The 14,693-nt window shown below is 38.6% G+C and carries 12 protein-coding genes; 6 read left to right on the top strand and 6 right to left on the bottom strand.

All coding sequences use genetic code 11. The annotated features are described in order from the left end of the window. Nucleotides 1–5: 5 nt before the first annotated feature. Together EFY79_RS01795 and EFY79_RS01790 are read right to left on the bottom strand one after the other, a co-directional pair. Nucleotides 6–1,298 (bottom strand): hemolysin family protein, encoded by a 1,293-nt coding sequence (locus tag EFY79_RS01795; RefSeq protein ID WP_123118951.1) that lies wholly within the window; start codon nucleotides 1,296–1,298, stop codon nucleotides 6–8. A 10-nt stretch (nucleotides 1,299–1,308) separates the two neighbouring features. Further along, complete coding sequence (locus tag EFY79_RS01790; protein WP_123118950.1) at nucleotides 1,309–1,917, bottom strand: phosphatase PAP2 family protein; 609 nt, start codon at nucleotides 1,915–1,917, stop codon at nucleotides 1,309–1,311. 105 nt (nucleotides 1,918–2,022) lie between these two features. Between EFY79_RS01790 and EFY79_RS01785 the strand changes: the two genes are divergently transcribed. Together EFY79_RS01785 and EFY79_RS01780 are read left to right on the top strand one after the other, a co-directional pair. After that, nucleotides 2,023–4,197, top strand: a complete 2,175-nt coding sequence (locus EFY79_RS01785) for an LTA synthase family protein (RefSeq protein ID WP_123118949.1) — start codon at nucleotides 2,023–2,025, stop codon at nucleotides 4,195–4,197. A gap of 40 nt (nucleotides 4,198–4,237) precedes the next feature. Next, nucleotides 4,238–6,223: an LTA synthase family protein gene (locus EFY79_RS01780; protein WP_123118948.1), complete on the top strand. Its 1,986-nt coding sequence runs from the start codon at nucleotides 4,238–4,240 to the stop codon at nucleotides 6,221–6,223. A 130-nt stretch (nucleotides 6,224–6,353) separates the two neighbouring features. On the opposite strand, the gene EFY79_RS01775 is transcribed toward EFY79_RS01780, so the two are convergent. After that, the gene (locus tag EFY79_RS01775) at nucleotides 6,354–6,737 is read right to left on the bottom strand and encodes an SET domain-containing protein (protein ID WP_123118947.1); all 384 of its coding nucleotides are present in this window, start codon (nucleotides 6,735–6,737) and stop codon (nucleotides 6,354–6,356) included. Nucleotides 6,738–6,897: 160 nt separating this feature from the next. On the opposite strand from EFY79_RS01775, the gene mgtE reads away from it, so the two are divergent. Together mgtE and EFY79_RS01765 are read left to right on the top strand one after the other, a co-directional pair. Continuing rightward, nucleotides 6,898–8,301 (top strand): magnesium transporter, encoded by a 1,404-nt coding sequence (gene mgtE / locus EFY79_RS01770; protein WP_123118946.1) that lies wholly within the window; start codon nucleotides 6,898–6,900, stop codon nucleotides 8,299–8,301. A gap of 247 nt (nucleotides 8,302–8,548) precedes the next feature. Continuing rightward, nucleotides 8,549–10,291 (top strand): ABC transporter ATP-binding protein, encoded by a 1,743-nt coding sequence (locus tag EFY79_RS01765; RefSeq protein WP_123118945.1) that lies wholly within the window; start codon nucleotides 8,549–8,551, stop codon nucleotides 10,289–10,291. Between the two features lie 112 nt (nucleotides 10,292–10,403). Here EFY79_RS01765 and EFY79_RS01760 read toward each other — a convergent pair whose 3' ends face one another. Genes EFY79_RS01760 through EFY79_RS01750 form a run of 3 tightly spaced genes read right to left on the bottom strand, consistent with a single transcriptional unit; the run spans nucleotide 10,404 to nucleotide 11,971 of the window. After that, nucleotides 10,404–11,453 carry an ABC transporter permease gene (locus EFY79_RS01760; RefSeq protein WP_123118944.1) on the bottom strand — a complete coding sequence of 350 codons (1,050 nt, stop codon included), beginning with the start codon at nucleotides 11,451–11,453 and terminating at the stop codon, nucleotides 10,404–10,406. A 3-nt stretch (nucleotides 11,454–11,456) separates the two neighbouring features. Further along, nucleotides 11,457–11,750 (bottom strand): type II toxin-antitoxin system RelE/ParE family toxin, encoded by a 294-nt coding sequence (locus tag EFY79_RS01755; RefSeq protein WP_123118943.1) that lies wholly within the window; start codon nucleotides 11,748–11,750, stop codon nucleotides 11,457–11,459. After that, on the bottom strand, nucleotides 11,735–11,971 hold the full coding sequence (locus tag EFY79_RS01750; RefSeq protein ID WP_123118942.1) for a hypothetical protein: 237 nt from the start codon (nucleotides 11,969–11,971) through the stop codon (nucleotides 11,735–11,737). Before EFY79_RS01750 ends, EFY79_RS01755 begins: the two co-directional genes overlap by 16 nt. A gap of 225 nt (nucleotides 11,972–12,196) precedes the next feature. On the opposite strand from EFY79_RS01750, the gene EFY79_RS01745 reads away from it, so the two are divergent. Beyond that, a complete protein-coding gene (locus tag EFY79_RS01745) occupies nucleotides 12,197–12,775 on the top strand; it encodes a hypothetical protein (RefSeq protein WP_123118941.1) in 579 nt (192 codons plus the stop codon). A 165-nt stretch (nucleotides 12,776–12,940) separates the two neighbouring features. After that, a complete protein-coding gene (locus EFY79_RS01740; protein ID WP_123118940.1) occupies nucleotides 12,941–14,632 on the top strand; it encodes a PNGase F N-terminal domain-containing protein in 1,692 nt (563 codons plus the stop codon). Nucleotides 14,633–14,693: the final 61 nt, after the last annotated feature.

Genomic DNA, 14,693 nt, shown 5'->3' with positions numbered 1-14,693 from the left:
AGCTACTAATCTTCCATCTCTTTCCTGATTTCATCAGAAATGTTCACCAGCACTTTATCTATCCGCTGGCCATCCATGTCTACGATTTCAAATTCAAATCCACGCCATTCAAATCTTTCACCGGTGGCGGGTATATGCTTTAATTCGTGAAGAATAAATCCTGCCAGAGTATCAAATTCATTTTCGCCTTCGCTGAGCCACACCGTTTTATCGAATTTGGTAAGAAAATCATAAAACTGTATCTGGCCATCAATCAGGAAACTGCCGTCTTTTCGTTCCATAATCACGTATTCATCGTCTTCTTCCTCGGGCATCTCCCCTACTATTGCTTTCAGAATATCTTTAACGGTGATCATGCCCAAAAGGCTGCCATACTCGTCTACAACAAAAGCGTAAGGTATTTTTGTAATTTTTATCTTCTCAAGAACCTGGTAAGCCGAATTATTTTCAGGGATAAATAATGCCTTTCTCATTAAATCTTTCAAAGGCACCTCTGGTTGCAGGTACAAATCTTTTACAGTTACAATACCTTCAATATCGTCGATAGTTTCGGAGCAGATGGGATATACGGAATGTTGAAATTCTTTAATCTTTTGCTTGACAGACGTTCGGTCTTCTTCAATACCAAACCACACTATATCGGTGCGGTGGGTCATTATCGAAGTAATGTTTCTGTCGCCCAGATGGAATACTCTTTCAATAATATCCTTTTCCTCTTCCTCAATAGCACCCAATTCGCTTCCCTCATTTATCATCGCTTTAATTTCTTCTTCCGTCACCTGGCTCTCTGTTCCTTTCCTGATGTTAAACAATTTAAAAAACCCGGAAGACATTTTACTCAGCAGCCAAACCAAAGGATAAGAAACAGTGCTTAAAGTTTTAATCGGGCCCGCCACACTTTTGGCAATCTTTTCCGGGTTCATCAAAGCCAGCCTTTTTGGGATCAGTTCTCCTAAAAGAATGGAAAGAAAGGTGACGATGATAACAATGATGGTGGTGGCAATAGTTTCAGCATACGGTTTAAAAATCTCAATTTTTTCAATATACGGCTGAAGGTATACGCTGAATCTCTCGCCTGAATATACACCCGTTAAGATGGAGATTAAGGTGATATATATCTGGGTAGTTGATAAAAATAAATCCGGGTTTTCTTTTAGCAACAACACATTCTGCGCTTTTTTATCTCCCCTGTTGGCAAACGCTTCAATCCTGCTTTTCTTTGAAGATATGAGCGCCATTTCGCACATCACGATAAATGCATTCAAAAGAATAAGAAATAGTAAAATAATAATTTCCATATTTGTTTTTTCAGTGTGGCAACTCCAATCCAAATTTACGATTGAATATGGTTGCCGGAATATATCCAAGAATCAAGCCTGCTATCATACCGCAAAATACATCAAAAGGAAAATGTACACCCACATACACCTGCGCATAAGAAATAGCGCCGGCCCATATAAACATCAACGCCCAAAATGAGCTCAACGTTTTCCTGAATGTTGTAAATATAAACATTGCCGCGGCAAAGTGATTAACTGCATGGGAGGAAGTAAAGCTGGAACTTACCGGGCAATAGGAAACTAAAAACCTGATATGATCAAACAGCGCAGGATCGCGGCAGGGCCTGAGCCTGAAAAAATTTTCTTTAATAAGATGGCTGCTTACGTAATCGCTTATCCCTGCATTTGCCAAAAAAAATACCACCCAAATCCAGCCTTTTACTTTAAAATTGAGCGTAGCGAATACTATCAAAAAAAAATAAAAAGGCACCCACAAAGTTGGCTCACGAATGAAGGGGAAAAAAACATCAAAAAATGAATTGTGCCATAGGCCGTTCATTCTATAAAACAAATTATAGTCTAATTGTTTTATAGCTTCTGGCAGAAACGATGCATTTTGTATTTCCAGCAAATTCATTACTGCAAAAATAACTATTGCACAAAAACACTAGTTAAATATTTAAATTTGCAGATAGCAGCTTTGAAACCCGATGGTTGATACTTTCGAAAACAACTCTTCATAATGAACAATGGCGCTCGTTTTCCCCGATTGGTTAAATGGATGTTTTTAACGGGCATGGCTTTTTTGATTTTCATGACGGCCATGAGGTTCATTTTCTTCTTTCATTTCGCCCCGCTTAACTATTCATTTTCAGATTATCTGCATCCCTTTCTTCTCGGTCTCAATTTTGACACGAGAATCGTTTGCGGCTTAATCATTTTTCCTTTTTTAATCGGCAACCTTCACCTGGAATATTCTGCGAATAAAAAATTATCAACCGGGAGCATTATCCAATTGCTTATCACCATTGTGCTGATGGCCGTGCTTGTATTTTTTATGAAGAAAGGACATGCAACGGCAGTTACTTTAACCGGCATTATTATCCTCTTCCTTCTTATATTGGTTTGGCTTTTCGCCACAAAGAATTGCAACCCGTTCCAAAATTCATTTTCCAAAAAAGTTTTTAAAATTTACTTTTTTATCATAACCCTTGCCCTCGTTTTTTTGTATGCAGTCGATTTTCAAAACTACGATTACCTGCATGAAAGACTGAACGCTTCCGTGATGAATTACCTGAACGATGCGGCGATTTCCATGAATATGGTTTGGCAAACCTATCCGGTGGTTACCATTTTCATATTAATCATTGTGGTAACGGCGATTATCTTTTGGCTGATAAATCATTGGTTTAACAAAACAGCTAAGTCAGTTTACCGGGGCAATTTCCCAAGCAGGATTATCATAGGAATTGCATTTGCGCTGATACTTGGCCTGGGCGTATTTGGGAAAATCGGTCAATATCCTTTAAGATGGAGCGATGCGTTTGTCTTTGATAATAATTTTAAAGCCAATCTTTCCTTAAACCCTGTTCAAAGTTTCCTTAGTACGCTGAAATTTAAAAATTCCACTTACGACCTGCAACAGGTAAAAAAATATTACCCGCTGATGGTGGCGTACCTTGGTATCAAAAATCCTGACAGTGTTCACCTGAATTACAAAAGAATTCATCTTGCTGATTCGCGGGCCAATAAACCGAATGTAGTAATTGTCATTTGTGAAAGTTTTTCCGCATATAAAAGCAGCATGTGGGGCAATCCTTTAAACACGACGCCCTATTTTAACCAGATGTGTGAAACCGGCATTTTTTTCGACCGGTGCTTTACACCCGCTTATGGCACGGCGCGCGGTGTGTGGGCAACAGTTACCAGCATTCCGGATGTGGAATTTCCAAACACATCAAGCCGCAACCCGGCTTACGTAAACCAGCATACGATTATCAATGATTATAAAGGTTATCAAAAATATTATTTCATCGGTGGAAGCCTTAGCTGGGCAAATATCAGGGGATTACTCACCAACAATATTGATGGCCTTAAATTGTATGAGCAGGAAGATTACCCGGTAAAATCAGTGGATGTGTGGGGTATCAGCGATAAGAATTTATTTTTGCAGGCAAATGAAGTATTCAGGCAACAAAAAAATCCATTTTTTGCAGTAATTCAAACGGCAGATAATCATCGCCCCTACACGATTCCGGAAGAAGACCGGAATTCATTTAAGCCGGAAGATTACCCAACTGATACGCTGAAAAAATATGGTTTTGAAAGCAATGCCGAGCTGAATGCCTTTCGCTATACCGATTTTAGCTTTAAAACATTTATTGAAGCCGCCAAGAAGGAACCTTATTTTAATAATACCATTTTTGTTTTTGTAGGCGACCACGGCATTCGCGGCGATGCAGGAAAAATGCTGCCAGAAGCATGGGAAAAAGATGGGCTTACCACGCAGCATGTGCCTCTGCTTTTTTATGCACCTGCTTTGCTGAAGCCGGAGCGAAGTGGCAGAACCTGCTCGCAAGTAGATATACTGCCATCAGTATCTGCACTTGCGAATATTTCGTATACGAATACTGCTATTGGAAAAAACCTTTTTGATAGCAGCCTGCATGAAAATACGCGTTTCAAAAATTTAGCATTTTTGTTTGACCCACTGATAAAACAAATCGGTATCATTACAGATCAGTATGTTTTTGTAAATGATTTGTCAACAGGAAAAAAGGATTTCAGATCTTCGGCGGATAACAACCCATTACCTGCAAACGCGCAAACAACTGAAGACCGCAATGAGTTGGAAAGACTCGCAGAAGCGTATTATCAGACTTCAAAATATATGTTGCTGAATAATAAGAAGCAGTAAACGAATAAAAAAGCAAAAAATCTATTCCGGGTTTTTCATCATGATTTCAAAACTAAAAATTCCAAACTCTGTTCCGATTACGATAAAATGGATCACAAAGCTATGGCTGATTTACCTGCTTATTTTTACGATTTTGCGCGTGGCAACAGTTGTATTGTTCATCCCTGAAAACACAACTGTATTATCGCTTATTCCTTCGTTCATCCTCGGCTTTAAGTATGATGCCAAATGGATTTCAATTATCTTATTACCGATTGCTGTATTGTCGGCGCTGCCGCGCTTTTCTCCTTTTCATTCTGAAAGAAATAAAAAATGGTGGTCCTTCTATCTTGCTTTCGCCACGCTTTTGGTGTTGTTTCTTTTCGCCGCCGATTTTGGAAATTTCAGCTATAATCATACGCGACTGAATGCAAGCGCGCTGAATTTTGCAGAAGATCCCTCCATCTCTTTTAAAATGCTTTGGCAAAGCTACCCGATGGTTTGGCTGTTGCTTGCGCTGGTAGTAGCGGTTTATTTAATGTCAAAACTTTTCAGGCATACGCATATTCTTACTAAAAGAAAAGAACAGGAAAGCATAATTTACAAAAAGAGATGGCATGCAGGCGCCGTTATTTTTTTGTTATGGTGCCTGTATGGAATTTTTTCTATTCACCCATTGAAGTGGAAGGATGCGTTTGAGCTCAACGATAACTTTAAATCCTATGTTGCATTAAACCCGATGCAGAATTTTTTTACTACGCTTCAATTCCGCAAACCTTCTTTCGATGATGATAAAGCGAAGAATTATTTTCCGTTGATTGCAGATTTTTTGCAATTAGATCAAAAAAACATAAATGATCGAAGCTATTCAAGGCTGGTTTTACCTAACAGTAAAGCGTTGGAAAGCAGGCCCAATATAGTGTTGGTGATTTGTGAAAGCTTCAGCATGTATAAAAGCAGCATGAGCGGCAACCCATTAAACACCACTCCTTATTTTAAGCAGTTATGCGACAGCGGTATTTTTTTTGACCGGTGCTTCACTCCTACTTTCGGAACGGCGCGCGGCGTTTTTGCCATCATCAGCGGAATTCCGGATGTGCAGCTTTCCGTCTTTTCTTCACGCAACCCGCAAGCCGTTCAGCAAAACACCATCATCAATTCATTTGAAGATTATAAAAAATTTTATTTCCTGGGTGGCAGCAGCGATTTTAATAATTTCGATGGACTAGTTAACAACGTAAAAGGCATACAAATTTTCCAGGAAGGGTCTTACACTGAAAAGCCCTTGAATGTGTGGGGCATCAGCGATAAACATCTTTTTCTTGAATCAGAAAAAATTTTATCTCAGCAAACAAAGCCATTCTTTGCCATCATCCAAACGGCCGATAATCATCGACCTTACACCATTCCACCGGAAGACACGGATTTTGAAAGGCGCGTGGTAAATGAAGATACGCTTCACAAATATGGATTTGAATCCTTAAAAGAATTTCAATCTTTTTGCTATACGGATTATTGTTTCAAAACTTTTATCGAAAACGCAAAGCTGAAACCGTGGTTTAATAACACAATTTTCGCTTTCGTTGGCGACCATGGTGTTGAAGGCGAAACATCAGCAATGTATCCCGACGCGTGGGAAAAAGGAAGCCTGAGTGATGAGCATGTGCCGCTGTTATTTTACGCTCCGCAATTACTGGATGAAGCGACAAGGCATGAAGTAGTGTCGCAGATAGACATCCTGCCCACGTTGGCAGGTATGGTCCATCAATCTTATACCAATACGACACTGGGCCGCGACCTGTTAAATTCAAAAAAGAAAATGGATGCAGCTTTTATTATTCATCATGATGAGGGAAATATCGGTATCGTTACAGATGATTACTACTTTGTAAAAAACTTACGGATTACCAAAGAAAAATTATTGCCACTAAAATCAAATGTTTTATCCTTAACCAACGCTCAACAGGATTCAGTAAAACGGCAACTTTCTGAGCTCACGTCAGGGATATATGAAACAGCTAAATGGATGCTGGTGAATAATCATTAATTAGCTAATTAGCTGATTCGATAATTAGCCAATTGTTAATTATTAGATTATTAAATTATTAGATTATTAAAATATTTAGCCATTTCCGCATTGACTAATCAGCACATCAGCACATTGGCTAATTAGCTAATTAACTCACCTCAAACCAAATTTCTTTTTGATTGTTCCAGTCGCCGTTATAATTTATGGTAAGCTCTTCACCTGCTTTTATTTTTCTAACGGCTTTTATTTGAATTGTATTTTTATCAAAATCCATGATATACTCACAATTACTGGAATAGCTATGATTGTAAAGCGATACCAGGCCGAGGGCGAGGCAACATTCTTTTTCTTTGGGGCCCCATGCGAAAATATAATTATTAAGCAATGTTTTTTCAATCATAGCGCGGTCTTCGGCATTCATCACAATTACGGGTGAATGCTCTACCACCGTCCTTGCCTTAATTTCCTCTTTTGTAAAAACTCCTCTTCCTCTTTTGCTGGTTTTTTTTACGTGCAAATAATTCTTTACCATTCTGATATTGATTTTTTGAAAATTACAGTAAAGCAATATATTAATAAGAATTTTATTTTAAACTAAAAATCAATGTTGATGCTGTACGTGCCGGATTTAACACTTTTTCTAAAGATAAAAATAAATTAATTTTGCGCCCTCATTCCTTAAACCGATTCTCATGACTGAAGAGGAAATGCTGGTTCAGGAGCAATTCGAAGATGTTTTAAATACGGGAGACAAGGAAGCGCTTAGTGAATTTTTGAATGAACAAAACATCAGTGATGTTGCTGAATTGATAGATGAAAATGAAGACAGGGAAATAGATATTTTCATGAGCCTTTCCATGCACCGGGCTACAGGCGTTTTCAAAATCCTTGACCATCCCACCCAAAAGAGAATCATAAAAAATTTGCCGCCCACCAAAAGCGCTGAATTGCTCAACAAAATGGAGCCTGACGACAGAACCTCATTTTTTGAAGACCTGCCCAATGAAGTGGTGCGCGAATTGGTAAAAACGCTTGTTCCGGAAGAAAGGAAAATAACGCTTTCGCTCCTGGGGTATCCTGAAAACAGTGTCGGACGTTTGATGACACCGGATTATGTGTACGTGTATGAAGACAACACAGTAGCTGAAGTTTTGGATATTATTCGGGGGGTTGGAAAAAATACTGAAACCATTGATGTAATCTATGTAATAGACAAGCATGGAGAATTATTAGACGACCTCCGCATACGCGAATTCATTCTCGCTTCGCCTGACACAAAGGTGAGCGAGATGATGGATGGCCGCTTCATAGAATTAAATGTAAACGATGACCAGGAAACGGCTAACGAAGTTTTTAAAATGAATAATCGTGTAGCCCTTCCTGTTGTTGACGACAATAATGTGCTACTTGGCATCGTAACTATCGACGACGTTCTTTGGGTTACCAATGAAGAATTCAGTGAAGATATTCAAAAGATAGGTGGTGCGCAGGCGCTGGATACGCCTTACCTTGAGACGCCCATCTTTACCCTGGTTAAAAAGAGAGTGGGTTGGCTTGTGATTCTTTTTTTGGGAGAAATGCTTACTGCCACAGCCATGGCATTTTTTAATGATGAGATGGCGCAGGTAATTATCCTGACCAATTTTATCCCCCTAATCATAAGCACGGGCGGCAACAGTGGCACGCAGGCCTCCACCTTAATCATCCAGGCAATGGCATTGGGCGAAGTTAGCCTGAGAGACTGGTGGCGCGTAATGCGCCGCGAAATAATGTCCGGCCTGATGCTCGGCATCATTCTTGGCATAGTAGGATTTTGCAGAATAGCTATCTGGAGTTTCCTGATGAATCACCATATCATTACCTCTTACAATTACGGGCCTTACTGGGTTCTAATTGGATTAACCGTTTGCTTTTCACTCGTAGGTGTGGTTCTATGGTCGTCTCTTATCGGCAGCATGCTTCCTTTGTTGTTAAAAAGGTTAGGCGCCGACCCGGCTTCTTCCTCTGCTCCGTTTGTAGCCACGCTGGTGGATGTAACCGGATTAATCATTTTTTTCAATGTAGCCCTGTGGACACTGACAGGAACGCTTTTGTAATTTTTTTTTTGGATGGTTGGATGGTTGTATTGTTAAATTATTCCATTATTGAATTATTTAATTATTGGATTATTTAAATTATTGAATTTTCACATTTTCGAATTTTCATATTTGCACATTTTCACATTAACCTTTACCGCCTAAAAATTGCCATTCACCGAAAAGTGATATTTCAGAAAAAATAATTCAGGTTACTTTTGCTCACGACAATTTAGTACAGAGAAATATTTTCTCTAATCAAAGCCAGATGAATCTTAAACGAAAAAAATCAAAAGAAAAAAAACCAGGCATATTCAAAATCCTGAAACCGTATTCAGGGATGATTACGTTGCTATTGCTTTTTGCTTTTTTAAGCAATGGGCTTAATTTGCTGATACCGAAAATTATCCAGTTTGGAATAGATGATTTTTCGAAAGGCCAATTGGATATGGCAAAAATAATTACCTGGTTTTCTGCAGCAGCCATTTTAATTTTTATATTCACTTATCTCCAAAGCATTATTCAAACTTTTGCTTCCGAAAAGGTGGCGCGCGATATGAGGAAAAAACTTGCCTTGAAAATTTCAGAACAGGATTATGCCTATATACAGGATGCTACGCCCGGAAAACTTCTGACGAATCTGACATCAGATGTAGACGCCATAAAAATGTTTGTTTCACAGGCTATAGTGTCTATCGTTTCATCAGTGGTTCTTATCATTGGCGCCAGTATTTTATTGCTGAATATCAATTTGAAGCTGGGGTTGATAGTGCTGTTGATTATCCCAATTATTGCCACTACTTTTTTTATCGTTTTCAAAAAAGTAAAAACGCTTTTCAGAAAAACGCAGGAGGTAATCGACTGGCTTAATAAAGTAATTAACGAAAGTATTTTAGGAGCTGCTTTAATCCGTGTATTAAATGCGCAATTCACAGAGTACAATAAATTTATGGACGCAAATTCAGAGGCTAAAAACCTCGGAATGTCCATTCTTCGCTTATTTGCCACGCTAATACCCATAATTGTTCTTACCTCGAACCTTGCAAGACTTACAGTATTGGCATTAGGTGGCCATTTTGTAATTTCCGGAAGCATGACACTTGGCGAATTCGCAGCTTTTAACAGTTATATCGCCATTCTTATTTTTCCAATAATAATGATTGGATTTATGAGCAATGTAATTGCAAGGGCCACAGCTTCATACCAAAGAATTGTGCATACCCTTGAAACGCCTGATTTTGTTGATAAAGGAACAGTAAACAAACAATTAGAGGGAAATATTATGCTGGAAGGAATCAGTGTTTATTATGGAGAAAATCCGGCGTTAAAAAATATAACTTTTTCAGTGAAAGGTGGCACCAGGACGGCTATCATAGGGCCTACAGCCGCGGGAAAATCTCAGGTATTCAATCTTTTGACCACCCTGATTAAACCCACGGAAGGAAATATATTTTATGATGGCATCGATATTAGTGAATACAAGAGAGACAGCCTTCTGAGCCAGGTGGGCCTTGTATTCCAGGATAGCATCATTTTTAATTTAAGCCTTCGCGAAAACATTGCATTTAATTCTGACGTAAATCCTAACGACCTTCAAAAAGCTATTGAAACTGCTGAACTGGACGAATTTATAAAATCTCTCCCGGACGGATTGGATACGATTGTTTCTGAGCGTGGATCAAGTTTGTCGGGCGGACAGAAGCAACGCATAATGCTCGCCCGCGCGCTTGCCATTAATCCAAAAATATTATTGCTGGATGATTTTACCGCACGGGTGGATGCTTTAACCGAAGCAAGGATTTCTGAAAACGTAAAACAAAATTATAAGGGAATCACGCTGTTATCGGTTACTCAAAAAATTGACCCTGTAAAAGATTATGACCAGATAATCGTGATTATGGAAGGCGAATTGATTGCCAAAGGAACTCATGACTATCTAATGCAACATTCACCTGAATACGTCCAGATTTACCAGTCTCAAAAAAGCACTACTAACCTGGAAGTGGCGTAAACAAAAGAAAATTTTAGTCTGACCAACGAATATGATTCACTGTAAACAATAAAGTTTTCAGTCAACTCTTGCATGCCTTTGATTTAATTAAAAGATTAAAAATTAAAAGCCCTCATTTCATCTTCACCCGGGGATCGATAATTCCATAAAGCAGGTCTGCAAAAATATTCATGAGCACAAAAATAGTAGCAGCAAGAAGCACCGATCCCATCACCACAGGATAGTCTAATTTCTCTAAAGCATCTACGGTTACCTTACCAATTCCTTTCCAGCCAAAAATATATTCAACAAAGAAAGCGCCTGCAAGCAATTCAGCAAACCAGCCTGTGATGGCTGTCAACACCGGGTTGATGGCATTTCTTAGCGCATGATGTACTATCACGTCTCTTTTGCTCAATCCTTTTGCATAAGCCGTCCGGATATAATCCTGGTTAAGCGTATCAAGCATCGAACTCCTCGTAAGCTGCGTGATGATTGAGAGAGGGCGAATTCCCAGCGTAAGCGCAGGAAGAATAAGATTTTGCAACGTCAGGTATTTTTGCCCGGTAACAGAATCGATATTAAACCAGCTTCCCGTCAGCGATAAACCTGTATAGTCATGAAGCACCAGCCCAAACAGATAGGCAATCACAATTGCCATAAAAAAAGATGGAGCAGAAATACCAATTACGCTTGCGAAAACGGAGGAAGTATCCATCCACGTATTTTGCTTCACTGCGGCAATGATACCCAAAAATATGCCGGCAATAATTGCTAGAAACATGGCCGCACATGCCAGCATAATTGTGCCGGGCAACGCTTCCATTAACACGTCGGTCACTTGCTTCTTTGTTTGATAGCTACGCCGGAGATAAGGGATTTTAATTCCTATCTTTTTATCTCCGCCCACAAAAAATCCCCGCAGATTTTTTTCATCTATCTCTTCTTTTGTATAAATGCTCAACGGTGAAATATCATTCACGTAAAGTACAAACTGTTTCCATTTAGGCTGGTCGAGGTGTAGTTCTTTACGGATATTATCCATGGTTTGTTTATCGCCACTTTGGCCAAGCACCATCCGTGCAGGATCGCCAAAAGCCTGGAAAACCAGGAACACAACCACCACTACACCAAATAAAACAAGGACACCGTAAGCAAGTTTTTTTATAAGAAGATGAAACATGAATTAAAATTTCAATTTTGCAGGATTTTGGTGGCTGCTAAATATGGTCAAAACTTCAATTTTATTTTCCAATTCTTTATAAACAATTAGGTAGTCTCGAACGATCTTAATTCTAATATTTTCTCTTTCAGTTATTTTTCCAATTTTTGGATAATCAGAAATAGCTTTTGTCGCTTCTATAAATAACCTATTTAAGCGTATACTGTAATTATTCGATTTATTTCTCTTATTCCAGTAACTGAAGATTTTTTTTCGATCGTTCTGTGCCCTTAAAGACCAACCTACTTTTTCAGCCATTCCTCAATATCTTTTGTAGCTTCTTCATCAGTTAGAAATTCTCCTCTGTTAATTTGATCTTCGGCTTCTTCGATCGCTGCCTTTTGCTCATCGCTAAATTTGTAGATTTCAATATCTGATGTTTCTATTTCAATCAAACGGTTTACTTCGTTTAATAAATCTTCATCATCAATTTTTTTTATTTTATCGATGATTGTATTTCTCAATTCTATGGTCGACATGCCGGTTTATATTTCTCACAATTTACACAAAATTGAAATTGAATAAAAATCGCATCAACATAAGTATGAACCAATGTGTGTTTGATTTTTATAAACATTTTTAATACCTGCGATTGTAATATTTTCTAAGATTAAATAAGGCTTATTGATACTTATTAACTTTAGCATCTATTTACATGTAAAAACAGCTTCTTAGTTACAATCTTTTATTGAAATTAAATTCTTATGGGCTTGTCAATTCATTATTCCGGTTATATTCTCAAAAAAGAGATGCTTGATTCTTTAATTGAAGAAGTATCGGATGTCGCAAAGACACTTGGCTGGACAACTCATTCTTTTAATGATAAAAATATCAAAGGTGTTTCTTTTGCTCCGGAAAAAAGTGAGCCTGTTTTTCTAACTTTTAATCCTGAAGGAAGAATGCTTTCACCCTTTAATATAATGTGTAAAGATATTTATGACAATGTGCAGTTGGATAAAGATTTACTATTTACAGCAAGTACTAAAACTCAGTTTGCAGGAATGGAAGCGCACATTGCTATTATTGATTTTTTGAAACACCTTTCTAAAAAATATTTAAAAGAATTTACGCTCTCAGACGAAGGATATTATTGGGAAACGGGAGACAAAAAAATCTTAATGAAACAATTCAGCAGGTATGAGGTTGCAATGGATATTTTTTCCGAAGCAATAACTGATTTATCGGCTGTTCCAGGAGAAACTGTAGCATCTTTAAGCGAAAGATTAGAAAGGCTTTTAAGAGAAAAGTTTGGAGGAGGTGAAAATGGAAAATCATCTTATTAGTTCGTTTGGAGCGGTTTATGACGAAGCAGAATATTTATCTGCCCGCTTTTACAAAGGAGTTCCAGTAAGAATATACATATTTGTTAGAATAAGGAGAATTCGCTTCTCCACTTCCTTATTTTGCCAATTGTTTTGATTTGCTTTATTTCACCAAAATAATTATATATGCCTGCAAAATATAAATCTCTTCTTTTTGTTGCTTCACTGTTCATTCAATTTACCGCCGTTGCGCAAAATGAGAAAAACCCCAATTCAATTCATGAAGGAGTGGTTTCTTATTCTTTCCGCAGCAATGGAAAAGAAATAAAAGCACCGCCACTACAATTATTTTTTAAAAACCATATTGCCCGCCTGGTTCGTGGAGAAAATCCGGAACAAGTAGAAGGTCAGTATTTTGATTTTAATAAAAAAGCAACTTATCAGATTCTTACTCAGAGGAACGGCAAGCGCGTGGCTGTGAAAACGCCTTTTTCATCTTATGAAAAAGCAACCGTTCTGGCAGACACGGCTCATATACTTGGATATGTTTGCAAAAAAGCAAAAGTGATTATCCGCTCAAACACTATCGAAATTTGGTTTACCAACCAGCTTCCCCTTAAAGGAAGCCCAAGTCTTAGCGTGGCGCCAAACCTGGGATTGATTTTAAAAACCGTGCGCAATGGCAACTTTGAAACTTACGCCACAAAAGTGCAGTTGCAGAATGTAAATGATTCGCTTGCGGCCTTACCAAAAGATTTAGGTGAAATGGTGGATGAAGCAACTTATCGCCGCAAGGAAATTGACAATCGTTTTACGACGATACCAATTTTTTCTCATCAACAAATCAATTTTACGGATTCTATTGTAAATCCAACGGAAGGTAAAGAAAATGTAACGTATCGTTATGCCGGCGGAACGCTGGTTTTGAAAAAAATGAAATTACCGGAAAAAAGGAACAACATTGTGTTTGCGCATCTTTCAGAATATTCCAATGGCGATGCATACGACCGGACCGGCAGTGTTTTTATCATCCCGACAAACAGGTCAATTTCTTTTTTAGATGGATTAAAAAACGTACATGCCTTACCGTTATATAAAGACAAACAGGGCAAGGAATACCAGGGTGTAGTCCAAACAGAAAATTATCTTCCGCCGCTGGAACTGATGCGCTTTTTCACGCCTTTCGGAGTCAGGTATTTTAATGAGCGCTCGAAAATCAAAGGATACAACTGGGCGGATTCTGCTGATTACAAACAGGACATAACGGATTTGTTACCGGCATTTGAAGGAGATGTTTGGGTTGGCGTTTTTATTGGCAATTACGACAAAGGCGGCCATATAGTAAACCTCGATTTGGAATATCATCAGCAAAGAGAAGATACCGCTAAAAACGAAGTTTGGATCGAGCCGGTTTTTAATACGACCAATATTTTAGAAATGGCTGGACAGAATTATGGAACCATGTTTGACAATGATTCTCTTACAGTTTCTGTAGATATTCCTGAAGGATTAAAAAAGTTGAGCTTGAGATATATTGCCACCGGTCATGGCGGCTGGGGCAACGGTGATGAATTTAACCAAAAGCTGAACGAAATATTTGTAGACGGGCAACGGGTTTTCAGTTTTATTCCGTGGCGCACGGATTGTGGAACTTACAGGATGTTGAATCCTTCCTCCGGTAATTTTAGTGACGGCATTTCATCCTCTGATCTCAGCCGTTCCAACTGGTGCCCCGGAACTACCACCAACCCCGTGTACATTCCTTTAAATATAAAACCCGGAAGGCACACTTTTAAAATCGCGATTCCATTGGGCAAAAGCGAAGGCACCAGCTTCAGTGCGTGGAACGTTTCGGGTTGTTTAATTGGCGAGTATTAAAAAGTAAATAAAAAATCGCCTCACTTGTTGCTTTACTATATTCCGGCGTTTTTCTTAGCTC

The sequence above is a fragment of the Hanamia caeni genome (assembly GCF_003721595.1).
Taxonomy (GTDB): Bacteria; Bacteroidota; Bacteroidia; order Chitinophagales; family Chitinophagaceae; genus Ginsengibacter; species Ginsengibacter caeni.
The sequence above is the reverse complement of the archived record's forward strand: the minus strand, read 5'-3'. Positions and strand labels throughout refer to the sequence as shown.